Annotated in this window: 25 protein-coding genes; 10 read left to right on the top strand and 15 right to left on the bottom strand. The window is 67.2% G+C overall.

Going from position 1 to position 21,741, the window contains the following annotated elements:
• The first annotated feature begins 324 nt into the window (after positions 1-324).
• A complete protein-coding gene (locus ACJ4V0_RS19905; protein ID WP_448301352.1) occupies positions 325-600 on the top strand; it encodes a helix-turn-helix transcriptional regulator in 276 nt (91 codons plus the stop codon).
• On the opposite strand, the gene ACJ4V0_RS19900 is transcribed toward ACJ4V0_RS19905, so the two are convergent.
• The 4 genes from ACJ4V0_RS19900 to ACJ4V0_RS19885 form a co-directional block, all read right to left on the bottom strand.
• Positions 575-1,831 (bottom strand): tyrosine-type recombinase/integrase, encoded by a 1,257-nt coding sequence (locus ACJ4V0_RS19900; RefSeq protein ID WP_086117932.1) that lies wholly within the window; start codon positions 1,829-1,831, stop codon positions 575-577. The genes ACJ4V0_RS19905 and ACJ4V0_RS19900 overlap by 26 nt on opposite strands.
• A gap of 294 nt (positions 1,832-2,125) precedes the next feature.
• A complete protein-coding gene (guaA, locus tag ACJ4V0_RS19895) occupies positions 2,126-3,679 on the bottom strand; it encodes a glutamine-hydrolyzing GMP synthase (RefSeq protein ID WP_448301351.1) in 1,554 nt (517 codons plus the stop codon).
• A gap of 133 nt (positions 3,680-3,812) precedes the next feature.
• Positions 3,813-5,117 carry an RsmB/NOP family class I SAM-dependent RNA methyltransferase gene (locus ACJ4V0_RS19890; protein WP_448301350.1) on the bottom strand — a complete coding sequence of 435 codons (1,305 nt, stop codon included), beginning with the start codon at positions 5,115-5,117 and terminating at the stop codon, positions 3,813-3,815.
• Between the two features lie 79 nt (positions 5,118-5,196).
• Positions 5,197-6,429 (bottom strand): GGDEF domain-containing protein, encoded by a 1,233-nt coding sequence (locus tag ACJ4V0_RS19885; RefSeq protein WP_448301349.1) that lies wholly within the window; start codon positions 6,427-6,429, stop codon positions 5,197-5,199.
• Positions 6,430-6,748: 319 nt separating this feature from the next.
• Here ACJ4V0_RS19885 and ACJ4V0_RS19880 point away from each other — a divergent pair, with 319 nt between their 5' ends.
• Complete coding sequence (locus ACJ4V0_RS19880; protein WP_448301348.1) at positions 6,749-7,090, top strand: hypothetical protein; 342 nt, start codon at positions 6,749-6,751, stop codon at positions 7,088-7,090.
• A 69-nt stretch (positions 7,091-7,159) separates the two neighbouring features.
• Here ACJ4V0_RS19880 and ACJ4V0_RS19875 read toward each other — a convergent pair whose 3' ends face one another.
• Complete coding sequence (locus ACJ4V0_RS19875; protein ID WP_448301347.1) at positions 7,160-7,588, bottom strand: MAPEG family protein; 429 nt, start codon at positions 7,586-7,588, stop codon at positions 7,160-7,162.
• A gap of 190 nt (positions 7,589-7,778) precedes the next feature.
• On the opposite strand from ACJ4V0_RS19875, the gene ACJ4V0_RS19870 reads away from it, so the two are divergent.
• The gene (locus tag ACJ4V0_RS19870; protein ID WP_448301346.1) at positions 7,779-8,198 is read left to right on the top strand and encodes a hypothetical protein; all 420 of its coding nucleotides are present in this window, start codon (positions 7,779-7,781) and stop codon (positions 8,196-8,198) included.
• An 86-nt stretch (positions 8,199-8,284) separates the two neighbouring features.
• Here the strand turns inward: ACJ4V0_RS19870 and guaB are convergent, their stop codons facing one another.
• Complete coding sequence (guaB, locus tag ACJ4V0_RS19865) at positions 8,285-9,778, bottom strand: IMP dehydrogenase (RefSeq protein ID WP_448301345.1); 1,494 nt, start codon at positions 9,776-9,778, stop codon at positions 8,285-8,287.
• Positions 9,779-10,080: 302 nt separating this feature from the next.
• Here guaB and ACJ4V0_RS19860 point away from each other — a divergent pair, with 302 nt between their 5' ends.
• From ACJ4V0_RS19860 to ACJ4V0_RS19845, 4 genes are all read left to right on the top strand, one after another.
• A complete protein-coding gene (locus tag ACJ4V0_RS19860) occupies positions 10,081-10,545 on the top strand; it encodes a hypothetical protein (RefSeq protein ID WP_448301344.1) in 465 nt (154 codons plus the stop codon).
• Positions 10,546-10,606: 61 nt separating this feature from the next.
• Complete coding sequence (locus tag ACJ4V0_RS19855) at positions 10,607-11,758, top strand: Mrp/NBP35 family ATP-binding protein (RefSeq protein ID WP_448301356.1); 1,152 nt, start codon at positions 10,607-10,609, stop codon at positions 11,756-11,758.
• A gap of 86 nt (positions 11,759-11,844) precedes the next feature.
• Positions 11,845-12,042: a hypothetical protein gene (locus ACJ4V0_RS19850; protein WP_448301343.1), complete on the top strand. Its 198-nt coding sequence runs from the start codon at positions 11,845-11,847 to the stop codon at positions 12,040-12,042.
• Positions 12,043-12,107: 65 nt separating this feature from the next.
• Positions 12,108-12,323 (top strand): sulfurtransferase TusA family protein, encoded by a 216-nt coding sequence (locus ACJ4V0_RS19845; protein ID WP_448301342.1) that lies wholly within the window; start codon positions 12,108-12,110, stop codon positions 12,321-12,323.
• Between the two features lie 3 nt (positions 12,324-12,326).
• On the opposite strand, the gene ACJ4V0_RS19840 is transcribed toward ACJ4V0_RS19845, so the two are convergent.
• A complete protein-coding gene (locus ACJ4V0_RS19840) occupies positions 12,327-12,614 on the bottom strand; it encodes a hypothetical protein (protein ID WP_448301341.1) in 288 nt (95 codons plus the stop codon).
• A 170-nt stretch (positions 12,615-12,784) separates the two neighbouring features.
• Here ACJ4V0_RS19840 and ACJ4V0_RS19835 point away from each other — a divergent pair, with 170 nt between their 5' ends.
• On the top strand, positions 12,785-13,306 hold the full coding sequence (locus ACJ4V0_RS19835; RefSeq protein WP_448301340.1) for a DUF2478 domain-containing protein: 522 nt from the start codon (positions 12,785-12,787) through the stop codon (positions 13,304-13,306).
• Between the two features lie 13 nt (positions 13,307-13,319).
• Here the strand turns inward: ACJ4V0_RS19835 and ACJ4V0_RS19830 are convergent, their stop codons facing one another.
• The 8 genes from ACJ4V0_RS19830 to ACJ4V0_RS19795 all read right to left on the bottom strand — a co-directional run bounded on the left by ACJ4V0_RS19830 (position 13,320) and on the right by ACJ4V0_RS19795 (position 19,263).
• Entirely contained in the window at positions 13,320-14,465 is a 1,146-nt protein-coding gene (locus ACJ4V0_RS19830; protein WP_448301339.1) for a M20 family metallopeptidase, read from the bottom strand.
• Positions 14,466-14,563: 98 nt separating this feature from the next.
• A complete protein-coding gene (locus ACJ4V0_RS19825; protein WP_448301338.1) occupies positions 14,564-14,752 on the bottom strand; it encodes a hypothetical protein in 189 nt (62 codons plus the stop codon).
• 69 nt (positions 14,753-14,821) lie between these two features.
• Positions 14,822-15,046, bottom strand: coding sequence for a hypothetical protein (locus ACJ4V0_RS19820; protein ID WP_448301337.1), 225 nt, complete (start codon positions 15,044-15,046; stop codon positions 14,822-14,824).
• On the bottom strand, positions 15,043-15,318 hold the full coding sequence (locus ACJ4V0_RS19815) for a hypothetical protein (protein WP_448301336.1): 276 nt from the start codon (positions 15,316-15,318) through the stop codon (positions 15,043-15,045). The genes ACJ4V0_RS19820 and ACJ4V0_RS19815 overlap by 4 nt, the downstream gene beginning before the upstream one ends.
• Before the next feature lie 71 nt (positions 15,319-15,389).
• Positions 15,390-16,784 (bottom strand): FAD-binding oxidoreductase, encoded by a 1,395-nt coding sequence (locus ACJ4V0_RS19810; RefSeq protein WP_448301335.1) that lies wholly within the window; start codon positions 16,782-16,784, stop codon positions 15,390-15,392.
• Between the two features lie 97 nt (positions 16,785-16,881).
• On the bottom strand, positions 16,882-17,715 hold the full coding sequence (locus ACJ4V0_RS19805; protein WP_448301334.1) for a metallophosphoesterase family protein: 834 nt from the start codon (positions 17,713-17,715) through the stop codon (positions 16,882-16,884).
• Positions 17,716-17,755: 40 nt separating this feature from the next.
• Positions 17,756-18,532: an SDR family oxidoreductase gene (locus tag ACJ4V0_RS19800; protein ID WP_448301333.1), complete on the bottom strand. Its 777-nt coding sequence runs from the start codon at positions 18,530-18,532 to the stop codon at positions 17,756-17,758.
• A 29-nt stretch (positions 18,533-18,561) separates the two neighbouring features.
• Positions 18,562-19,263, bottom strand: a complete 702-nt coding sequence (locus ACJ4V0_RS19795; protein WP_448301332.1) for a GntR family transcriptional regulator — start codon at positions 19,261-19,263, stop codon at positions 18,562-18,564.
• Positions 19,264-19,459: 196 nt separating this feature from the next.
• Here ACJ4V0_RS19795 and ACJ4V0_RS19790 point away from each other — a divergent pair, with 196 nt between their 5' ends.
• Positions 19,460-20,713 carry an ABC transporter substrate-binding protein gene (locus ACJ4V0_RS19790; RefSeq protein ID WP_448301331.1) on the top strand — a complete coding sequence of 418 codons (1,254 nt, stop codon included), beginning with the start codon at positions 19,460-19,462 and terminating at the stop codon, positions 20,711-20,713.
• 147 nt (positions 20,714-20,860) lie between these two features.
• Complete coding sequence (locus ACJ4V0_RS19785) at positions 20,861-21,739, top strand: branched-chain amino acid ABC transporter permease (RefSeq protein ID WP_448301330.1); 879 nt, start codon at positions 20,861-20,863, stop codon at positions 21,737-21,739.
• Positions 21,740-21,741 lie beyond the last annotated feature (2 nt).

Raw genomic sequence — 21,741 nt, 5'->3', positions numbered from 1 at the left:
TGCTGGAGCCGATCGGCAACATCCCGCCCGCTGAGGCGGAAGCCAACTACTATGCAGCCCTTGAGAACCTCAAAATGGCCGCGTAGGACTCAAGCAATCTGCCCTCCGGCAAACCCAGAGCGGTTCAGTGGCAATCAGGGATTAGGGATGTAAGCGGACCATCATCAGCAGAGACCCGTGCGACCCGTCGCGTACAAGAAAACTGTTTCAAACCCGCCGATTTCTACGCCACAGCCCGAAATCCCCGCACATCAGCACGCAGGGGCTTCCGATATCGGAACCTATCGTTCTCAATCGCAGCGACAGCCGCGAAGGAGATAAGACATGGGACAGATTGAGCCTTTGGAGATCAGGAAGACCATCAGACGGCACCAGCTGCGCGAGATGGTGCCACTGGCCGACAGCACGATTTACGAGATGGAGCAGCGCGGCGAGTTCCCACGCCGCTTCGCGCTGTCACCGCGCTGCATAGTCTGGGACCTCGCCGAGGTCCAGGCCTGGTTGCTGGCGCGGCGCGCGAAGCCGATCCATCGCGCACACCATCCAGACGTCACCAAGCGAAAGTCTCGCCCGGTCAAAGGGCAGGATCGAGCGCGATAGGCGGCATGACTGTTGGCAACAGTGTCGGAACATACTTCCGGCCCTCGACCCAGGCATCGACGGTATCAGCCCATTCCTGCATCATGTGGCGACGCTGAACTTCGTACTCGGCCTTGTTATAGACGCCGCGCGATGAACGCCCATCCTCGTGCGCCAGGCACTTCTCGATCCAGTCGCGGTTGAAGCCCAGCTCGTTGAGCAGCGTCGACCCCGTGCGCCGAAGGTCATGGACGGTGAACGGCTCCAGCGGCAGCCCCTCCTTCTTGGCCTGTTCGACGACAGCGTAGGTGACCCGGTTAAAGGTCGCCCGCGACATCGGCGCGTCCGCATCGTAGCGGGACGGCAGCAGATATCGGGAATTACCAGCGCAGGTCTTGAGCGCGATCATGATGTCGAGAGTCTGCCGGCACAGATAGACGTTGTGCGCCTTCGATCGCTTCATGCGCTCCTTCGGGATCGTCCAGACAGCGTTTTCGAAATCGACCTCATCCCAGACCGCGTCCTGCAACTCGCTCTTCCGGACCATGGTGAGGAGGTAGAGCTTCATGCCGAGGCGGATCGTCGGCAGGGTCGCGACATGCTCGAGTTGCTTGAGCATGATGCGGATCTCGGTCGGCGAAAGCGCCCGGTCCTTCGGCGTGAAGGTGGCGATCGAAGCAGGACCCACATCATCGGCCGGGTTCGCGACCTTCTCGCCATGGAGAATGGCGAAGGCGTAGATCTGCTTCAGGATATCCCGCACATGGATGGCTGTCGCCGGCGCGCCCCGTTCCACGATCTTGGCGCAGTGTGCGCGCAGGTCATCAGGCGTGATCTCGGTCAGCAACCGATTCCGCCAGACGGGCTTGAGTTCGCGCTCGAAGATGGCGCGGCGCATGGCGCGCGTGCTGTCGGCCATGGGCGCGCCTGTCAGCCACTTCTCGCCGAACTCACCGAAGCTCTTGGCCTCCTTGATCCGACGCTTATCCCGCTGCTTCTCGATGGCTGGTGACCGCCCCTCTGCGATCATCCGTTTGGCGTCCAGGCACAGTTCACGCGCCCGGGCGAGCGAGATCCCATCTCTGGCGTACTTGCCAAGATGGACGGTCTCGCGCCTGCCGTTCAGCCGGTAGTCCAGCCTGAACGAGATGCCGCCCGTGGGTGCGACGCGCACATACATGCCGTCACGATCGGTCACCTTGTACATTTTGGCTTTTGGTTTCAGGCACTTGAGTGCTGCATCCGTCAACATTTGGGGCCTCCACGCAAAAAAAGACCGTCAGGCGTTTTTCGGAGGCTTTCGGCGGACATATCTGTTTATTTTCAGTAGATTAGGCCGAAAAAAGTACCGTCACGAGCCTCTGTCGCTGTGACGGTACTTTCGATTTTCCGGATGATCAACGGGGGGCGGGTCCGTCACCAGATACGACAGACGCGTTCCATGCCCACCGATAGACATCAATAGGCGGTGGCTTGATTATTTCTGTTTTTCAGTGGGTTAGAGCGTATTCTGGCGTAGTTTCGGATACCCTCGGATGGGCAAAAATTATTCCCACTCGATGGTCCCCGGCGGCTTCGAGGTCACGTCGTAAACGACGCGGTTGATGCCGCGCACCTCGTTGATGATGCGGGTGGCGGCACGGCCGAGGAAGGTCATGTCGAAGGGGTAGAAGTCGGCCGTCATGCCGTCGACGGAGGTGACGGCGCGCAGCGCGCAGACGTGGTCGTAGGTGCGTCCGTCGCCCATGACGCCGACGGTGCGGACCGGCAGCAGCACGGCGAAGGCCTGCCAGATGATGTCGTAGAGCCCGGCCTTGCGGATCTCGTCGAGATAGATGGCGTCGGCCTGGCGCAGGATGTCGAGCTTCTCCGGCGTGATCTCGCCGGGAATGCGGATGGCGAGGCCAGGTCCTGGGAAGGGATGGCGGCCGACGAAGCTGTCGGGGAGGCCGAGTTCGCGGCCGAGCGCCCTCACCTCGTCCTTGAACAGCTCGCGCAGCGGCTCGACGAGCTTCATGTTCATGCGCTCGGGCAGGCCACCGACATTGTGGTGGCTCTTGATGGTGACCGAGGGGCCGCCGGTGAAGGAGACGCTCTCGATGACGTCGGGATAGAGCGTGCCCTGGGCAAGGAACTCCGCGCCGCCGACAGCCTTGGCCTCCTTCTCGAAGACCTCGATGAACAGGCGGCCGATGGTCTTGCGCTTGGTCTCCGGGTCGGTGACGCCGGCAAGCTCGCCGAGGAAGAGGTCGGCGGCGTCCACGTGGACGAGAGGGATGTTGTAGTGGCCGCGGAAGAGTTCGACGACCTCCTTGGCCTCGTTCTGGCGCATCAGGCCGTGGTCGACGAAGACGCAGGTCAGTTGCGAGCCCACGGCCTCGTGGATCAGGACGGCCGCAACCGAGGAATCGACGCCGCCGGACAGGCCGCAGATCACCTTGCCCTTGCCGACATGGGCGCGGATCTTGGCGATCATCTCCTGGCGATAGGCCGACATGGTCCAGTCGGACCGGGCGCCGGCGATCTTGTGAACGAAGTTCTGGATGAGCTTCGCCCCGTCCGGCGTGTGCACCACCTCCGGGTGAAACTGAACCGCGTAGTAGTTGCGCTTCTCGTCGGCGATGGCGGCATAGGGGGCATTGTCGGAGGTGGCGACCACCTCGAAGCCCTCAGGCAACTGGGTGACGCGGTCGCCGTGGCTCATCCAGACCTGATGGCGGGTGCCGGGCTCCCAGACGCCCTCGAAGAGCCGCGACGGCTTCTTCACGTCGAGGAAGGCGCGGCCGAACTCGCGGTGATGACCGGCCTCCACCTTGCCGCCGAGCTGCTCGGCCATGGCCTGCTCGCCATAGCAGATGCCGAAGACGGGCAGTTTCTCGTCGAAGATCAGTTGCGGGGCACGGGGCGAGAAATCTTCGGTCACCGAGGCCGGGCTTCCCGACAGGATGACCCCCTTCGGCTTGAGCTTGCGATAGGCAGCCTCAGCCGACTGGAAGGGATGGATCTCGCAATAGACGCCCGCCTCGCGCACGCGCCGCGCGATCAGCTGGGTCACCTGCGAGCCGAAATCGATGATGAGGATGGTGTCGTGCTGGGTCATTTTTCTGCGTTACGACCATGCCGGGCACGGCGCAAGCCCAAGCTCCGCGCCATCAACACAGAGATGGCAGCAGGGCGTCAGCGGGTGTCGGTCAGGAGGCGCTCCGGCGGGCCCGCGCGGCCCCGACACCGGCTCAGGCGCGCCGCTCCACAATCGCCAGATAGAACCCGTCCGTGCCCGTCCTGAGCGGCGAGAGCTGCAGCCCGAGGCCGGCTGGCGAGATCAGGTCGTCGCGCTCGGAGAGCGTGTCGGGGGCGAGCGCCAGCACCTCGCGGGGGTCGATCGCCTCGAAGCCCGGATGGGCCTTGAGGAAGGCGGCGATCCGCTCGTCGTTCTCGCGCGGCAGCACCGAGCAGGTGACATAGGCGATGCGGCCGCCGGGCTTCACCAGACACTCGGCACGGGCAAGGACGAGGTCCTGGTCCTTCATGCGCTCGTCGAGGGCGCCGGGGCGCACGCGCCACTTGGTATCCGGGTTGCGCCGCCAGGTGCCGATTCCGGTGCAGGGGGCGTCGACCAGCACCAGGTCGATCTTGCCGGCGAGGTCGGCCAGCGGCTCATCGCCCCTGCCCTTCGGGGTGCGGACCTGGACATTGCGCACGCCCGCGCGGGCGAGACGATCGTGGATCGGGGCGAGGCGCCGCGCATCGGAGTCGGTCGCGTAGATCTGGCCGGAATTGTCCATCAGCGCGGCGAGTTCGAGGGTCTTACCGCCGCCGCCGGCGCAGAGATCGACGACCTGCATGCCGGGGGCCGCGCCGGCCATGGCGGCGATGACCTGCGAGCCCTCGTCCTGGATCTCGAACAGGCCCTTGAGGAATTCGGGCGTGACCTGCAGCGTCGGACCGCGGCCGTCCTCGCCGGCGGAGAACCGGAGACCGGTCGGCGCGTGCGGCGTCACCTGTGGCGCAAGATGGGCGAGGTCCGGAATGAGGCGAGCGCGCTCCGTCTTCAGCGTATTGACGCGGATATCGATGGGCGCGCGCGCCGCCAGCGCCAGCATCTCCTCAACGAGGCGGTCGCCGAAGGCGGCGGCGAGATCGGGCGCCAGCCATTCCGGGAAGTCGCCGGCCACATGGGGCGGAGCATCGGCGAGATTCAGCGCACCGAGGCGCTTGGATTCCTCCGCCGACAAGGGCTCCGGCGCGAAGCGCTCTCCGGAACACAGACCCGCGATGGCGTCGACATCGAGCCCGCGGGCGAGTGCCAGGCTGCCGAGCAGGACGGCGCGCGGCGTCGCCTCGCCCATCACGTGGGCGGCCGAGGCGCGGCGGCGCAGGGCGTCATAGACGAGGCTGGCGATCGCCGCGCGGTCCTTGGACCCGGCGAAGCGATGGCCGAGGCCCCAGTCCTTCAGGGCATCGGTCGCGGGGCGACGGCGCGCCTCGATATCGGCGAGGACCTCGATGGCGGCGGACAGGCGGGCGGAAGGGGTCACGGCGGCTCCGGCGCGGGGCAGACCCCGCCAAAGGCCGTCGTGTTAGACGCGGTTGACCCCCGACCGCAAGCGCGATCGTTCAGGCGGCGTGGCCCAGCCTCTTGCCGGCGACGCGCCGGCCCAGCGGTCTGACGCAGTTGCGGCCGGCGGCCTTGGCCTCGTAGAGCGCGACATCGGCATGGGCGATGGCCCTCGTCAGGCTCGCCGGATCGGAGAGCGTCCCCTCGCCGACCCCGATGCTGACCGTGACGATCCCGGCTGCGACCTGGTCATGGGGGACGGCGAGTTGCTCGACCAGCCGGCGCATCCGATCAGCCACCTGAACGGCGCTCGCGAGATCGGCATCCGGCACGATCACCAGGAACTCCTCGCCGCCATAGCGTCCGACGATATCGAGGCCGTCCCGGACCGTGTCGCGGATCGCGCCCGCGACGCGCGTCAGGCAGCGGTCCCCCTCCGGATGGCCGTAGTGGTCATTGAAGCTCTTGAAGTGGTCGACATCGATCATCAGAACGGCGAAACGCCCCGAGCGGGGCTCCGCGCCGGCGAAGAGCGCGTCGGCACGGGCATCAATGCCGCGCCGGTTGGCGAGGCCGGTGAGCGGGTCGACATAGGAGATGCGGTGCAGGTCGGCGGCGGCACGCTGCAGGTCACTCGTGGCGAGCATGTCCGCCAGCCTGAGCAGATAGAGGCGGCGAAGATCACGCTCGATGGCGAAATTGGCGCTCAGGGACACGTAGGAAGCGACGACAAGGCCACAGGCGGCCGAAGCCGCCACGGGAACGGCAATGCCCGGATGCAGCGCCAGGGCGACCATATGCGCCAGAATCGTCACCAGCGACATGGCGAGTGCCAGCGGATAGCTCGGCCTCAGCACGGCATTCCCGTAGATCAGCGCGATGATGGTGAAATACTGGTAGTGGTCAGATAGCGGGTCGCGGGTGACCGAGAAGACGATGAGGACGCCGGCGATCATCGCCAGCGGGATACTGGCGATAATCAGGTTGCGTGCCCAGCGGGTCAGCGGCCGGGACATCAGGATGCCGGCGACAACCATCCACGGGGTGATCACGGCCAGGTGCAGAACCAGGGCCAGCCAGAACGTGTCGTTCGCCAGAAAATAGTCGCCGAGCAGGAACGCGTTGTAGACGAGGATCGTCCGCGGCATGGTCAGACGCAGGTTCTTCGCCCGGCGCGCACCGATCTCCTGCTCGAAGCGCGTCTCGATCGCCTCTGGGAAAGTCAGGCTCCATCGCCGCGTGGCCTGAGCCCGGGCAAGGTCCTGCGAAGTGATCTTGACGTCCGGCGCCATGGCCCGTGATCGGCTGGAGGTATGCGTGCCAGCACGATGGCGCGGATCGCTGAATCCCGCCTTAACCGCAGGGAACCAATGTAATTAAAGTGCGCAGCTCGGGTCGCCATGGTTGACGTTTCCTTGCAATCGGCAGAGGCGCCGCCGCGTCTCCAGGACCCGTCGGAACGTCCGGGCGGAGCGGCTCTGCGGGGGCGATGACGCCCGCCGCCGGAGAGCACTTATCGCAGGAATGCCATCGAACCTTTTCGGGCGGCGGCGCGACCCATGGCTGAAGGGGTGACTTCCTCCTCACACCACAGATCAAGGATCGATACTCATGATCTCCCTCAAGACTCTCGCCCTCGCCGGCGTCGCCGTGGCCGGTCTCGGCCTCTACTCCACCACCGATGCCGAAGCGCGCGGTTTCCGCGGCGGCGGGGGTGGCGGATTCCACCGCGGCGGCGGTGGCATGCATTTCGGCGGCGGGCGCCACTTCGGCGGGCGCCATCTCGGCTTCCACCGGCGCCATGGCCACGGCCATCGTCCCGGCTTCTGGCGGCACGGCCGCTGGATCGGCGGCCTCGGCGTCGTCGCCGTCGGCTCGAGCTGCTACCGCTACCGCCTGATCGAGACGCCCTACGGCGTCGAGCGCCGGCTGGTGAACGTCTGCGCCTGGTAGGGCCAGACGCAGCGCAGACCTCCCGTTCCTGAACCTTGGCCCCGGTCGCAAGACCGGGGCTCTTTCCTGTCAGAGGGCGGCGATGAGAACGCCGACGAGCATGGCGAGGAGGGCGAAGCACCCGATGGTGAAGACCAGCGGCCGCAGCCTCAGATCATTCGAGCCGATATGGACATAGGCATGGACGATCCGCGAGGCGACGAAGAGCCAGGCGAGGCTGGTCATCAGCCAGCCGGTCGCTCCGACATGGATCGCCATGATCGCGAGCACGTAGAAGAGGACCGGCGTCTCGAACTGGTTGGAGAAATTGTTGGCCGCCTGACGGGCCTTCCCGGGCCAGGCTTCCGAAGACAGGGCTATGTCTTTCAGCTTCACCTCGCGACCCTGGAGCGCCCTGCGACGGAAATAGCCCATCACGAAGAGGATCACGAAGGTCAGCGCCACCTGCGCCAGAACCGGCCAGATGAGCGACAGGCCGCCCGGATTCATCAATCCCATCGGAAATTCTCCATGTCAGCGTGAAACAATCTGTTTCCGCTTCCCTCGCGTAATGGAAACGACCATGCTGCAAAAAGGTTGATCAAGGAACTGGCGGATTGATCCCGTGACATCCTTGGTCTTCGATGCGGCCCATCGCGTCACAACCGGGCGGGGATCCCCCCGCCTTAAACCACGGGGAGATATTGTTATGCGTCATTCAGCCTTCAGGACCCTTGCTCTGTCGACCGCGCTCGGCGCGCTCGCACTGGGCGCCACGGTCCTCATGCCGTCGTCGGCCTCGGCCACCCCGATGGTGGACCGCGCTGCCATCAACGCCGCGCTCGGCGGCGGCATCGATACGTCCCAGCCCGTCGAGATGCAGCGTCGCGGTGGCTTCCGCGGCGGCGGCGGCGGTGTCCGTGGCGGCCCGCGTGGCGGCTTCCGCGGTGGTCGTGGCGGCGGGCGCGGCTTCGGCCCGGGCGCTGCCCTCGGCCTCGGCGCCGCGGCCCTCATCATCGGTGGCGCGGCGGCTGCCGCATCGGCCGGCCCGCGCGAGTGCTGGATCGAGCGCCGCTGGGTCGAGGGTCCGTATGGCCCCGAGCGTCGCCGCATCCGCGTCTGCGAGTGATCTTCACTCGCTCGAGCAACGGAAAAGGCGGCCGCGAGGCCGCCTTTTTTGATTCACGACGCAGCGTTCCAGTCTGATCCGACGGCTCAAACCCGCCCGCCATTCGGATAATTGGGGCTCTCGCGGGTGATCGTCACGTCATGGACGTGGCTCTCGCGCAGGCCGGCGCCGGAGATGCGGACGAACTCGGTCTTGGCGCGGAAATCGGCGAGGTCCTTCGCCCCCGTATAGCCCATGGCCGCCCTGAGGCCGCCGACGAGCTGGTGGACGACCGTCGAGACCGGTCCCTTGTAGGCGACCTGGCCCTCGATGCCCTCCGGAACGAGCTTCAGGGCGTCCTTGACCTCGGCCTGGAAGTAGCGGTCGGCCGAGCCCCGCGCCATGGCGCCGACGGATCCCATGCCGCGGTAGCTCTTGTAGGAGCGGCCCTGCCACAGATAGACCTCGCCGGGCGCCTCGTCCGTGCCGGCCAGCAGTCCGCCGATCATGGCGACCTCGGCCCCTGCGGCCAGCGCCTTGGCGAGATCGCCCGAGAACTTGATTCCACCATCGGCGATCACCGGCGTGCCGCTCGCCTGGGCGGCCTCGACGCTCTCCATGATGGCGGTGAGCTGAGGCACGCCGACGCCGGCGACGATGCGCGTCGTGCAGATGGAGCCGGGGCCAATGCCGACCTTGATGGCGTCGGCGCCGGCATCGATCAGCGCCCGGGTGCCCGAGGCGGTGGCGACGTTTCCGGCGACGACCTGCACCTTGTTGGACAGGCGCTTGATGCGCGTGACCTGGTCGAGAACCATCTGCGAATGACCATGCGCGGTGTCCACGACGACCAGATCGACACCGGCGTCGATCAGAAGTTCGGTGCGCTCGTAGCCCTGCTCGCCGACCGTGGTGGCGGCCGCGACGCGCAGGCGCCCCTGCTCGTCCTTGCAGGCGTTGGGATTGGCGACCTGCTTCTCGATGTCCTTGACGGTGACGAGGCCGGTGCAGCGATAGTGCTCGTCGACGACCAGCAGCTTCTCGATGCGGAACTGGTGCAGCAGCCGCTTGGCCTCCTGCTGCGTGACGCCCTCGCCCACGGTGATGAGGCGGTCCTTCGTCATCAGTTCGGCGACCGGCTGGTCGGGGCGGGTGGCGAAGCGCACGTCGCGGTTGGTGAGGATGCCGACGAGCTTGCCGGCCTTGCCGTTCGGGCCACGCTCGACGACGGGGAAGCCGGAGAAGTTGTGCTTCCTCATCAGGGCCTGGGCGTCGGCCAGCGTCTCGTCGGGATGGATGGTGATCGGATTGAGCACCATGCCGCTCTCGAAGCGCTTGACCTGGCGGACGTGGTCGGCCTGGACCTCGGGCTCGAGGTTGCGGTGGATGACGCCGATGCCGCCGGCCTGGGCCATGGCGATGGCCATCCGGTATTCGGTCACCGTGTCCATGGCCGAGGAGATGATCGGAATGTTGAGGGAGATGGTGCGCGTGATGCGCGACTTCACGTCGACGTCGCCGGGCATGACATCCGACAGACCCGGCCGCAGCAGGACGTCGTCGAAGGTGAGCGCTTCCTCGATGGACTTGATGACGGCCATGGCCAACTCCGGTGCGGGTAAAGCCCTCTCCGCCCTCTCGACTCGGCGGGAGGATGGATGGCGGCTCGGTTCTGGGTTGGCGACGCCTGCTACCACGAGTCCGTGACGGCTCCAACACGCGATTTGCCTGCGATCCCGCTTATTTGCGGGCGCAGCCATGCCGGCGACGACGATAGCGGGCGTCGTCGCGCATTCGTGACCGCGGCCGGGCATGGCGAAGGGCATCCCTAGACATCACATCATCTGTTGAACCGGATGCGCTCCCGCCGCGACCCATGGGGGACGCATACCGGAGCCGCCCCATGTTTTTCGATGCCCGTCTACTTGCCAACGTGACCATGATCGCTGCCCCGACACTCATGTTCCTCGCCGCCAGCACGATCCTCCTTCTCGTGACCGGGCCGAGCAAGGCGCAGTCCCCCCAGCCCCTGCGGATCGAGATTCGCGGCGGCGAAACTGTCGACGTTCCCGGCATGAACGGGCGTTCCATGCGCCTGAAGTTCAGCCGTGTCGTCTCGGATGGCCGCTGCGCCTCGCCGCGCGGCTGCGCGCGCACCGGCGCCCCTGTCGTCGAGATCGAGGCTGTCGGCATCCAGGCGCCGACCTTCCGCCTGTCGCCCGCGCCGCATCTCGCCGCCCCCTTCGTGCCCGTGCAGGGACGTTTCGTCGCCTTTGGCGAACTCTCCGCGCCGCCGCGCGAACTGTCGACGGCCAGCCGGCCGCCGGCCCTCGACGCCTATGTGCTGCGCCTGACAATCACGCCCTGACGAGGCCAGCCCTTCCTTCGCCCGGAACGATGCCCTATGTGACCGCCTGTCACACGAGGGCATCATGGTCACACGCGAAGAAGTCGCACGGGCGCTGGAACAGGTGAAGCTGCCGGCGAGCGGGCAGTCCCTGACGGCGTCGGGCCGGCTTTCCGAGATCCTCGTCAGCGGCGACAAGGTCATGGTGGCCATCGGCATCGACGCGACGGAGGCCGCAGCGATGGAGCCGGTCCGCGCCGCGGCGCAATCGGCCATCGGCGGCATTCCCGGCGTCGGGCAGGCGCTGGTCTCGCTGACCGCCGACCGACAGACCGCGGCCGCCCCGCCCGGCGTCCGTCCGCCCCCCTCGACCCAGCCACACGTCGCTCCAGGACGGCCGGCGCAGGCGCCCTCCGCGAAGTCCGCCGCGATCCCGGGGGTGAAGCACGTGATCGCCGTCGCCTCCGGCAAGGGTGGCGTCGGCAAGTCGACGACCGCCTGCAACCTCGCCCTGGCGCTTGCCGCCAACGGGCTGAAGGTCGGCATCCTCGACGCCGACATCTACGGCCCTTCCATGCCGAAGCTGTTCGGTCTGCACGGCAAGCCGCGCGTCGTCGAGGGCCGCACGCTCGCCCCGCTCGAGGGGTTCGGCGTCAAGGTGATGTCCATCGGCTTCATGGTCGAGGAGGACACGCCGATGATCTGGCGCGGTCCCATGGTCATGAGCGCTATCACGCAGATGCTGCGAGAGGTCGCCTGGAGAGACCTCGACGTGCTGGTCGTCGACATGCCGCCTGGCACCGGCGATGCGCAGCTCACCATGGCGCAGGCGACGCCGCTCGCCGGCGCCGTCATCGTCTCGACCCCGCAGGACCTCGCCCTCATCGATGCGCGTCGGGGCGTCGCCATGTTCCGCAAGACCGAGGTGCCGATCCTCGGCATCGTCGAGAACATGAGCTATTTCATCGCCCCCGATACCGGCCGGCGCTACGATATCTTCGGCCACGGCGGGGCGCGCCAGGAGGCCGAGCGTCTCGGCGTTCCCTTCCTCGGCGAGGTGCCGCTCGACATGGATCTGCGCGAGCGGTCGGATGCCGGGCGCCCGATCGTCGCCACCGACCCCGACAGCCCGCATTCACTGGTCTATCGCGACATTGCGCGCCAGGTCTGGGCGAGCCTGTCGGGAACCGGCGACGTCACCATCAAGCCGCCGCCGCGCATCGTCATCGAATAGCGCGCCTGCGACGCCGGCGCGCTTGAACGGTTCCAGCCGCGTGGTAAATTGCGCGCGGAAACAAGAACTTCCGAGAGGGGAACGTCATGAAGGCCATGCTGCTCGCATCCGCTGTCGCCATCGTCATCGCCGCCGCCGCGGGCTACCTTCTGAACACCACCTTGCTGATGACCGCCGACGCCCGCTTTGTCGGATCCGGCACCCAGCTGCGCGGCACCGAGGCCGGCTACAACCTGGTCGGCAAGGACTGGAACGGCCTGAACACGCCGACCGTCACCCGCTGACCGGCCGACCGGATCAGGCCATGCAGGATGGCGCGCATCGCCGGGACGCAGCGGCAGAGGGGACCGTGCTGGATCTCAAGGGGCTGAAATGCCCGCTGCCGGCGCTGAAGACCCGCAAGGCGCTGACCCGCATCGCCGCCGGCGACCGACTCGTGGTCGTCTGTACCGATCCGATGGCGGCCATCGACATCCCCCACCTCCTGCGCGAGACGGGGGATGCGTTGCTGGATCAGGTGCGGGCGGACGACACCCTCACCTTCACCATCCGCAAGGCCGGATAGGGATCAGACGGCGCCCTGCAGGACGCCGCGCTGATTGAAGTGGCAGATGAAGGCCCGGCTGCCAAACCGGCCGTGGCCGGCTAGCCCACGAAGTTCGTAGCGCCCGCCGGCGGTCCTGACGGCCCGCCGCTCCAGCGCCACCGCCCGCCGGCTGACGCCCATCATCTGGGCGGCGTCGGCCCGGCACCAGCCGTGCATGCCAAGGCGCCGGTGACGCGCCTCCGCGGTCTGCGAGGTCGACGCCACAATCAGTGTTGCCAGAGCCAGAGCGGCCACGGGGAGCTTCAACATGTCGAGGTCATCCTTCCTGTCCGGATTCGGGCGCGATGATACCCGATCAGGCCCGCATGAAGCCATGAGTCCGTCCGCAATGCCGCGCCCTGCCGCCGCCGCCCTCCGCAGGGCTTTACCCATGGGCCTCACCGCCCCATCTTTGAGCCAAGACCACAGGACAGAAACGAATGAGCCTGATTTGCGCCGTCAGCTACGGCCCGGACGACGACTGCGACGGCCTGCTGACGCGCTTCGCCCATGATCTCATGCGGTCGGGGGTGAAGGTCGCCGGGCTCGTGCAGATCAATGCCGGATCGAGCTGCGCCGAACTCGACATGGAACTGGAAGCGCTCGACACCGGCCGGCGCATCAGTATCTGCCAGGACCTCGGCAGCGGCAGCGCCAGTGCCTGCCGGCTCGACCCCCAGGGCCTGGCTGAAGCTGCCGCCTCGCTCCGGAACGCGCTCGATAAGCCAACCGATCTCGTCGTGGTCAACAAGTTCGGGCGCATGGAATCGGAAGGCGGCGGTCTGATCGGGGAGATCGGCGCAGCCGTGGGGGCTGGTCTGCCCCTCGTCATCGGGCTTCCCTCACGGTTCCGGGACGCCTGGGAAGCCTATTCCGGCGACATGGCCGAAACTGTTCCATGCTCCCGCGAGGCGCTCGAGGCCTGGTGGGCACGGCTGCGCGCGCCGATGGCCGCCGAATAGCGATACGGCTACCTCAAGCCGCGACAAGGTCCGGCGTCAGGGTCTCGAACAGCCGGACATAGAGCTGCGTCCGCGGAACGAGGCACGAGACGAGCAGATGCTCGTAATGGGTGTGGGGCCCATCGCCGATGACCCCCAGCCCGTCGAGGGTCGGCGCGCCGAGCGCGCCGGTGAAATTGCCATCCGAGCCGCCGCCGGCGATGCGCTCGCCGGCTACCTCGAAGCCGAGTGAGCGGGCAAGGTCGGCGGCGTGGTCGAAGAGCCTCTGGATGGCCGGAGTCTTCCCATAGGGCGGGCGGAACAGGCCGAGCGTGACCTCGAGCTTCACGTCTGAATCATGCGGCGCGAGGGCCAGCAGCTTCGCCCGCACCTCCGCCTCCGCCTCGCGCGTCGGCACCAGCACATAAACGCAGGCCTCGGCATGGATCGGCACCATATTCTCGTGGGTGCCGCCCGACATGGTGCCGACATTGAGGGTGATGGTGCGGTCGTAGTCGGTCATCGCCTCGACGGCGACAATCTGGCGCGCCATCTCGCGGATCGCGCTGCGGCCCTTGGCATGATAGGCGCCGGCATGAGCGGGCTTCCCGGTGGTCTTCAGATAGTAGCGGGCAATGCCGTGGCGGCCGACGGTCAGCCTGCCGCCATCTCCCGAGGGTTCGGCCACCAGCACGATGGCGTGGCGCCGCGCCTCCTCCTCGATGCGGGCGCGCGACGACGGGCTGCCGGCTTCCTCGTCGGGGATGAACATGACGGTGACCGGCATGCGCGGCCGGCGGCCGGTGGCGGCGAGGTGGAGGAGCGCCGACATGGCGATCGAATTGCCGCCCTTCATGTCGTAGATGCCCGGCCCGTAGGCGCGGTCGCCATCGATCCGCCAGGGAAGGTCACCCGCGAGGGTCCCGACCGAATGGACCGTGTCCATGTGGCCGAGGAGGAGGATTCCCGGCCCGTCGGTCTCGCCGGAAATGCGACCGATGAGGATGTCGGCATAGCCCATGGTGCCGGGAATGCGCTCGATCCGCGCTCCGGCGGCGACAAGCAACGCCTCGGCGTGATCGGCCATGCGGTTGACCGCCACCACGTCCTGCGTCGGGCTCTCGATCACCACCCACTGGCGGACGGCCTCGAGAAGGGCCTCGGTCGTCAAGGTCTGCATACTCGGCGGCGCTCCACGCGTTCAACGGCGTGGAGTGAGCGGCGAAATCTCGGCGCCCGCAACGCGCGGGTGTCGATGGGAGCCATGCAGCAGCCGGCTCAGGCGGCCTTGATCTCGTATTCGCGCACGGCGCGCTCGTAGGACTCCGACTGGCTCTTGATCCGGTAGGCCGGATCGGCCGAGTCGGACGGCAGCAGACGGATCACCTCGAAGGGACCGTCCGGCATCTTGAGGAAGGAGCGACCGAGAATGACGACATCGCCGACCTTGAACCTGTGCTGGGACATGATTTCACCTGTGGACGTTGGGCGTGCGGTCGGGGCCGGCGCCGGGAAGGGTCTCGCGTGGGGAACCGGCTAGCGGTCCCGGTCAGCGGCCGCGATGCGGTCGGCAATCACTTTGGTCGTTTCGGAGGAATGGACGGTCGTGCCGCCCTCCATGACGATCAGCGATGCGCCCGTGGGCGACATCTGGATGGCGATGACACGGTCGGGGCGGACGAAATTGATACCGCCGAGGCTGCGCACCTCGACGAGAGCTGCGACACCACCGGTCGGGGCGGCCTGAAGGGGCACGGTCATGAGGCTTGCTGCAGCGCCTTTCGCTCCAGGGGGTAGTCCGCATCGTCGTAGAGCGCGCGGATACCGGCGCCCGACACGTCGTCCGCCTCGGTGCGGATATTGATGCCGTTGAGATCGGAGCCGAGCTCTTCCACCGCGAACTGGACGGCCAGCGCGAGACTGTCGAAGCGCTTGTATTTGAGAGGGACGCGGGAGCGGAACGACTTTCGCTTGTTGGCGAAAAGTTCCGCTGCGGCGGTGAAATCCGCTTGAGGCATAAGACACACTAGCATCTTACCGCCCCGGAGTCCGATTTATTCCGCGCTGCGGCGGCGAGAGCGCACGCCGCCTGACTTTCCCGACATCAGGCCGGAAGCACCTTGCCCGGATTGAACAGGCCCTTGGGGTCGAGTGCGTTCTTGATGAGGTGCATGACGTCGACGGCGTCGCCGTATTCCATGCGCATGTACTTCCTCTTGCCGAGACCGACGCCGTGTTCGCCGGTGCAGGTGCCCCCCATCCGGATGGCATGGGCCACCATGCGGTCATAGGCGTCCTCGGCCGCCTTCAGTTCCGTTGGGCTGTCGGGATCGATCTGGAAGCCGAAGTGGAAGTTGCCATCGCCGACATGTCCGACCAGCGTCGTGTTGAAGGGCTGCTGCTTGGTGTCCTCGCGGACGCCGCGGATGACCTCGGCCAGTGCCGAGATCGGCACGCAGACGTCGGTGCCGAAGCCGCGGCGGCCGGGGTTGGCGGCGCGGATCGCCCAGTGGATGTCATGGCGCGCCTGCCAGAGCTTGTTGCGCTCGTCGGCATCGGCGGACCAGCGCCAGTTGGTGGCGCCCTCGCCCTTGGCGATCTCCTCGACGACGGCCGCCTGCTCCTCGACGCCGGCCTGGCTGCCGGCGAACTCGAAGAAAAGGGTCGGCGTCACCGGCAGAGACAGCTTCGAATAGGCATTGACGGCCGAGATGGCATTGTCGTCGAGCAGTTCGACGCGCGAGACCGGGATGCCCATCTGAATGGTCTGGATGACCGTGTCCACCGCCGCCTCGACGCTCGGGAAGGCGCAGATCGCCGCGGCCATGACCTCGGGAATACCGTAGAGGCGCACCGTCACCTCGGTGATGATGCCGAGCGTGCCCTCGGAGCCGACGAAAAGGCCGGTGAGATCATAGCCGGCAGCGGATTTCCGGGCGCGCGACCGCGTTCGGATGACGCGGCCGTCGGAGAGCACCACGGTGAGACTCAGGACGTTCTCGCGCATGGTGCCGTAGCGCACCGCATTGGTGCCGGAGGCGCGGGTGGCCGCCATGCCGCCGATGGAGGCATCGGCGCCAGGATCGATGGGGAAAAAGAGGCCAGTGTCGCGCAGATGGGCGTTAAGCTGCTTGCGGGTGACGCCGGCCTGCACCGTGACATCGAGGTCCTGGGGCCGCACCTCGAGGATGGCGTTCATCTCGTTCATGTCGAGGGAGATGCCGCCCCGGACCGGGATCAGCGCGCCTTCCAGCGAGGACCCCGCGCCATAGGCGATGATCGGCGTGTCGTGCGCGACGCAGAGCTTCACGATGGCCGCGACCTCTTCGGTCGAGCGCGGGCGGCAGACGGCGTCGGGCAGCTTCGGTTCGTGGCGGGACTCGTCGCGGCCATGCTGGGCGCGGTCCGATTCCGAGGTCGAGACCCGGCTGCCGAGAAGGGCGCGCAGACCGTCGAGCAGGACGGGTGCGAGGCTGGAGACCGCGAGCGGAGCATTCATGGGTCTTGACCGTGTTGGGCGGGCCGGCAGGGGCCGCCATCAAAAGCACCAAGCCGGCGCGATGCCAACCGGATTGGCGCAGGGCGAGGTTGCGAAATCAGGGGACAGTTCGGCGCTCCAGCCGCCAGGTGAGGTCGGGCGCGACGTGGATCAGGCTGAAGCCGGCGGGATCATCGCCATGGCGTCCGGCCGAGGAAGCCGACGGCGCGCCCAGAAGGATGACCGTGTGGCATTCGCCGGTCCAGGTCGTCTCGCAGGCGGCGTGAAGGTGGCCATGAAGCACCAGAGGGCACCTGTGACGGGCGAGGATCTGCATCAAAGCCTCGCCGTCACGCAGCCTCTTCAACTGCGACACGCCGGGCGCATGTGGCGGATGATGGACCGCAATGACGGGCAGGTGGTGGACGCGGTCGAGGTCAGCCAGCAGCGCGTCGAGGCGGGTCAGCTGGTCCGCGCCGAGTTCACCCTCGGCTGAAAAGAGCCAGGTCGGCGTTCCCGAACAGAGGGTGACGACCGCTGCCTTGCCGACGAGGTCGAGGCGGGGGAAATGGCAGCGAAGATCCCCTTCCCCGGCAGCCGGCGTGAGCCAGTCGGCGAGGATCGCCTGAAGCCGTTGCTCGGCCTGTCGCGTGTAGACGTCGTGATTGCCCGGCGCCCAGGACACGCGCTCGGGCTCGGCGAGACTGGCGAGCGCGGCGCCCGCGGCGGCATATTCGACGGGCAGGCCGAGTTCGATCAGGTCGCCGGTGAGCGCCACATGGTCGGGCGCGCAAGCCCGGATGGCGGCGAGAGTACGCTCCCCGCGTGCCACGTCATGCGCGCCGGGCTTGCGCCGCCAGTTGATCCAGCCGAGCGCGGGCTTGAGCCCCTCCCCCAGCGGGAAAGGCACCGGCGACAGGTGCAGGTCCGAGACATGGGCGATGAGGGTCACGCCGCGTGCGTCGCATGTTCGCGCGCACCTGTGAAGGCGGTCACGTAAGCATCTGCATGTCGCCGCAGATGGAGAGCGCCTGACCCGAGATCGTCTTGCCCCTGGGCGAGGTCAGGAAGAGCATCTGGTCGGCGAGCTGGCGGGCGGTGACGAAGGTCTTCAGCGAGGTGTAGGACGAGGCCTGCTGCTCGATCTCCCGGAAAGAGACGCCGCGCGACTGGGCCTTGGCCTCCAACACGCGGCGGATGCGGTCGCCCTCCACGAGGCCCGGCAGGATGGCGTTGACGCGGATGCCGAACTCGCCGAGCTCGATCGACAAAGACTTGGTGAAGCCGACGACGCCCCACTTGGCCGCGGCATAGGGCGTGCGCAGCGCGAAGCCGAAGCGGCCGGCGACGGATGCGAGGTTGATGATCGAGGCGTTGGTGCTGTTCTTCAGGTGCGGCACGGCGAGGCGGGCGCAGTTGAACTGGCTGGTCAGGCAAACCTCGATGCAGCGGTCCCAGTCCTCAGGGTTGATCTCCTCGACCCGGCCTGTGGGGCCGGCGATGCCGGCATTGTTGACGAGCACGTCGAGGCCGCCGAGGCGATCGACCGCGGTTGCGAAGAGATCGGCCACCTGCTTGCGATCCGCCACGTCGCAGAACGAGGAAGAGATGGTCGGGTCGGTGCGGGCGAGTTCGGCGATCGCCTCACGGTCGACGTCGCAGACGTGGACCCTGGCGCCCTCCTCGACGAAGGCACGCGCCACCTCGCGGCCGATGCCGTTCGCTCCTGCCGTGACCAGCACGCGCAGGCCCTTGATGCCGAGATCCATGGACGCCTCTCCCTGTGTCTGCTTGTTCCTCAGGGTGCGGCGAGGCCGCCCCTGGCGATGATGAAATCGGCGGCGCCGCGGATGTCGGCGGCGAGGGCTTCTCGCGCGGCCGGGCCGTCGCCGGCGCGGATCGCCGCCAGCGCCTCGGCGTGGAAACGCACCGCACCGCCGGCCGCCAGACGCTCGGGATTGGCGCCGAGATCGAGATTGAGCACGGGACCGGCCTTGAGCCAGAGCCCGCCGATGACCTCGGTCAAAGTCGGCAGGCCCGTCGCCTCGTAGATGGCGAAATGCAGATCCTTGTTGAGCCGGACGGCCTCGGATAAATCGGGCCGGGCGGCGAGACTGAGCGCACGGAAGGCGGCCTCGAGCGTCGCGATCCGGCCGATGTCGCCGGGCGTTGCGGCACCGGCTGCCCGCTCCGCCGCAAAGCCCTCCAGTTCGATGCGAACCGTGGTGAGCTCCCGGAACTGGTCGACGGTCATGATCGGCACCCGCACCGCGCGGTTCGGCGCCACCTCCAGCGCACGGTCGGCGACGAGACGGCTCACCGCCTCGCGAACCGGCATCATGCTGACGCCCATCGCCTCGGCCGTGCCGCGCAGCGACAGCTTGTCACCCGGGGCAAGACGCCCGGCCATGAGCAATTCGCGCAAATGCCCATAGACCCGGTCGCCAAGCGTCTCGCGCTCAAGCGGGCCGATTGTGGTCAGGGCCTCTGCGACGCTCATGGCGCGTCACTCATGACAAGCGTTCCGATCGATCATCGCGACAGTGTCACGAAGGGGGCTGGACAAAGCCAGCCGATTGTTGAACCATAACTGTGATCACAGATCACGGCAAGCCGATGGCGGGCCGTCAGCGAGGGGCGGTCAACGCTCCCGCTTGGGTGAAACGGGCCTGGAAACACTGCCAAGGAGACGTCCGATGCCGCTCGACACGAGCCTGTCACGCCGCACCCTCATCAAGGCCTCCGCCGGCGCCGCCGCGCTGGGGACGCTGGGTGCCCCCGCCATCAGCTACGCGCAGGCCGAAGCCATCAAGATCGGCCATATCACGCCGCGCACCGGCTTCCTCGGCCCGCTCGGCGAATATGCCGCGCAGGCTGCCCAACTGGCTGCCGAAGAGATCAATGCCGCCGGCGGCATCATGGGCCGCAAGCTCGAACTCATCCTCGACGACAGCCCGAACCCGCAGCAGGCCTCGGCCAAAGCCGAGCGTCTCGTCCAGCGCGACAAGATCGTCGCCCTTCTGGGTGAGATCTCCTCGGCCTCGGCGCTCGCCATCGCCCAGGTCGTACAGCGCGAGAAGGTGCTGTTCATCAACACCGGCGCGAACTCGGATGCCCTGCGCGGCTCAGACTGCCAGAGGTTCATGTTCCACATCGAGGCGCAGAACTCGATGTATGTGAAGGCGGTCGGCCGCTCGCTGATCCGCGACGGCCTGGTGAACGGCAAGAAGTGGTACTCGCTGACGGCGGACTACGCCTTCGGCCATGACCTCCTCAACGTCGCCAAGCGCTACATGGCGGCGAACGGGGGCAACCATGCCGGCGACGACCTGATCCCGACCGATCTCGCCGACTTCTCGCCCTTCCTGCTGAAGATCCGCCAGGCGCGGCCGGACGTCGTCTGCCTCAACCTCGCGGGCACGCAGATCACCAACTTCCTCAAGCAGTATGCCGAGTTCGGCCTGACCTTCCCCGTCGCGGGCTTCGGCTTCGACACGGCACTGGCCTGGGGCGCAGGCAAGGGCAATTTCGGCGGCACCTGGCCGGTGGTATGGCACCACCTCATCGACACCCCCGGCTCCAAGGCCTTCGTCAACGGCTTCCAGAAGAAGTGGAACCGCATGCCGGAGAACCAGGCCTGGGGCGACTACTGCTCCATGAAGGTCGTGGCGCAGGCGATCACCGAGACGAAGTCCACCGATCCGATGAAGATCGTCGAGCACTTCGAGAAGGGCGCCAAGTTCGACCTTCTCAAGACCCGCGAGGGCTACTTCAGGGCCAAGGACCATCAGATGATGATGGAGATGTACGCGATCACCGCCCTGCCGGCGGCGCAGGTGAAGAACCAGTACGACATCTTTACCTCATCGCCCCCGGTTCCGGCCGCCAACGAGAGCCTCGAGGTGATCGCGGCGACCGACGACGAGAACAAGTGCACCTTCCGCGCGTGAGATGAATGACAGGGGCGGGCGATGGTCCGCCCCTGCTGCAGTCGGCAATGGGCAGTCGGACGTCCCGACTGTCCGCTCCCGACTGCCCATGGCCGGCTTCCCACTGCCGGCCTCCAGGCTCGATAGCCCTCGAACCGAGACGATCCCGTGCCTGACCTGATTCCGCTCCTGTCGCAGATCCTCAACGGCCTGCTCGCCGGGTCCTACTACCTGATGATCGCGCTCGGCCTGTCGATGATCTTCTCGCTCGGCGGCATCGTGAACCTCGCCCATGGCGCCTTCTATGCCCTTGGCGCCTATCTCGCCGTGACGATCGCCGACCGCATCGGCTTCGGCGGCGCGCTGATCGCCTCGCCGCTCATCGTGGCGCTGATCGGCATGGTCGTGGAGCGCTACCTGCTCCGGCGCTTCTACACGGCCGACCCGATCCTCGGCCTGCTGCTGACCTTCGGCCTCGCCATGGTGGCCGAGCAGGGCCTGCGCATGATCTACGGCGCCGCCCCGATCCCCTTCTCCATCCCGCCGGAACTGCGCGGCCAGGTCTTCCTCGGCGACTTCGTCTATTCGCGCTATCGGCTGATCACCCTCGGCATCACCGCGCTGGCGGTCTTCGGGCTCTGGCTGCTGCTGACCAGGACCGCCTTCGGCAAGGTGGTGCGCGCCGGCGTGCAGAACCCCGACATGGTAGGCGCGCTCGGCATCTCGCTGAAGCCCTACATGACGGCCGTGGTGATGATCGGCGTGGGCCTCGCGGCACTCGCGGGCGTCCTCATCGCCCCGATCGCCGGGGTCCATCCGGCCATGGGCCAGGAGATCATCACCTTCGCCTTCGTGGTGGTGGTGATCGGCGGTCTCGGCTCGTTCTGGGGCGTGGTGGCCGCCGCCGCCATCGTCGGCATGACGCGCGGTGTCGCCGCCCACTTCTATCCAGCGGCGACGGAGGCCTCGGTCTATCTGCTGATGGTGTTCGTGCTGCTGGTGCGGCCGCGCGGTCTCTTCGGCGAACGCATCCAGAAATTCGAGTGATC

The sequence above is a fragment of the Phreatobacter aquiterrae genome, from assembly GCF_053471285.1.
Note: the sequence above shows the minus strand (reverse complement) of the source record. Positions and strands in the feature narration are given on the sequence as shown.

Bases quoted from the DNA above. Each gene is read 5' to 3' on its own strand.
- ACJ4V0_RS19905 (WP_448301352.1), top strand. From the start codon at position 325: ATGGGACAGATTGAGCCTTTGGAGATCAGGAAGACCATCAGACGGCAC.
- ACJ4V0_RS19900 (WP_086117932.1), bottom strand. From the start codon at position 1,831: ATGTTGACGGATGCAGCACTCAAGTGCCTGAAACCAAAAGCCAAAATG.
- guaA (WP_448301351.1), bottom strand. From the start codon at position 3,679: ATGACCCAGCACGACACCATCCTCATCATCGATTTCGGCTCGCAGGTG.
- ACJ4V0_RS19885 (WP_448301349.1), bottom strand. From the start codon at position 6,429: ATGGCGCCGGACGTCAAGATCACTTCGCAGGACCTTGCCCGGGCTCAG.
- ACJ4V0_RS19880 (WP_448301348.1), top strand. From the start codon at position 6,749: ATGATCTCCCTCAAGACTCTCGCCCTCGCCGGCGTCGCCGTGGCCGGT.
- ACJ4V0_RS19875 (WP_448301347.1), bottom strand. From the start codon at position 7,588: ATGGGATTGATGAATCCGGGCGGCCTGTCGCTCATCTGGCCGGTTCTG.
- ACJ4V0_RS19870 (WP_448301346.1), top strand. From the start codon at position 7,779: ATGCGTCATTCAGCCTTCAGGACCCTTGCTCTGTCGACCGCGCTCGGC.
- guaB (WP_448301345.1), bottom strand. From the start codon at position 9,778: ATGGCCGTCATCAAGTCCATCGAGGAAGCGCTCACCTTCGACGACGTC.
- ACJ4V0_RS19860 (WP_448301344.1), top strand. From the start codon at position 10,081: ATGTTTTTCGATGCCCGTCTACTTGCCAACGTGACCATGATCGCTGCC.
- ACJ4V0_RS19850 (WP_448301343.1), top strand. From the start codon at position 11,845: ATGAAGGCCATGCTGCTCGCATCCGCTGTCGCCATCGTCATCGCCGCC.
- ACJ4V0_RS19840 (WP_448301341.1), bottom strand. From the start codon at position 12,614: ATGTTGAAGCTCCCCGTGGCCGCTCTGGCTCTGGCAACACTGATTGTG.
- ACJ4V0_RS19835 (WP_448301340.1), top strand. From the start codon at position 12,785: ATGAGCCTGATTTGCGCCGTCAGCTACGGCCCGGACGACGACTGCGAC.
- ACJ4V0_RS19830 (WP_448301339.1), bottom strand. From the start codon at position 14,465: ATGCAGACCTTGACGACCGAGGCCCTTCTCGAGGCCGTCCGCCAGTGG.
- ACJ4V0_RS19825 (WP_448301338.1), bottom strand. From the start codon at position 14,752: ATGTCCCAGCACAGGTTCAAGGTCGGCGATGTCGTCATTCTCGGTCGC.
- ACJ4V0_RS19820 (WP_448301337.1), bottom strand. From the start codon at position 15,046: ATGACCGTGCCCCTTCAGGCCGCCCCGACCGGTGGTGTCGCAGCTCTC.
- ACJ4V0_RS19815 (WP_448301336.1), bottom strand. From the start codon at position 15,318: ATGCTAGTGTGTCTTATGCCTCAAGCGGATTTCACCGCCGCAGCGGAA.
- ACJ4V0_RS19810 (WP_448301335.1), bottom strand. From the start codon at position 16,784: ATGAATGCTCCGCTCGCGGTCTCCAGCCTCGCACCCGTCCTGCTCGAC.
- ACJ4V0_RS19800 (WP_448301333.1), bottom strand. From the start codon at position 18,532: ATGGATCTCGGCATCAAGGGCCTGCGCGTGCTGGTCACGGCAGGAGCG.
- ACJ4V0_RS19795 (WP_448301332.1), bottom strand. From the start codon at position 19,263: ATGAGCGTCGCAGAGGCCCTGACCACAATCGGCCCGCTTGAGCGCGAG.
- ACJ4V0_RS19790 (WP_448301331.1), top strand. From the start codon at position 19,460: ATGCCGCTCGACACGAGCCTGTCACGCCGCACCCTCATCAAGGCCTCC.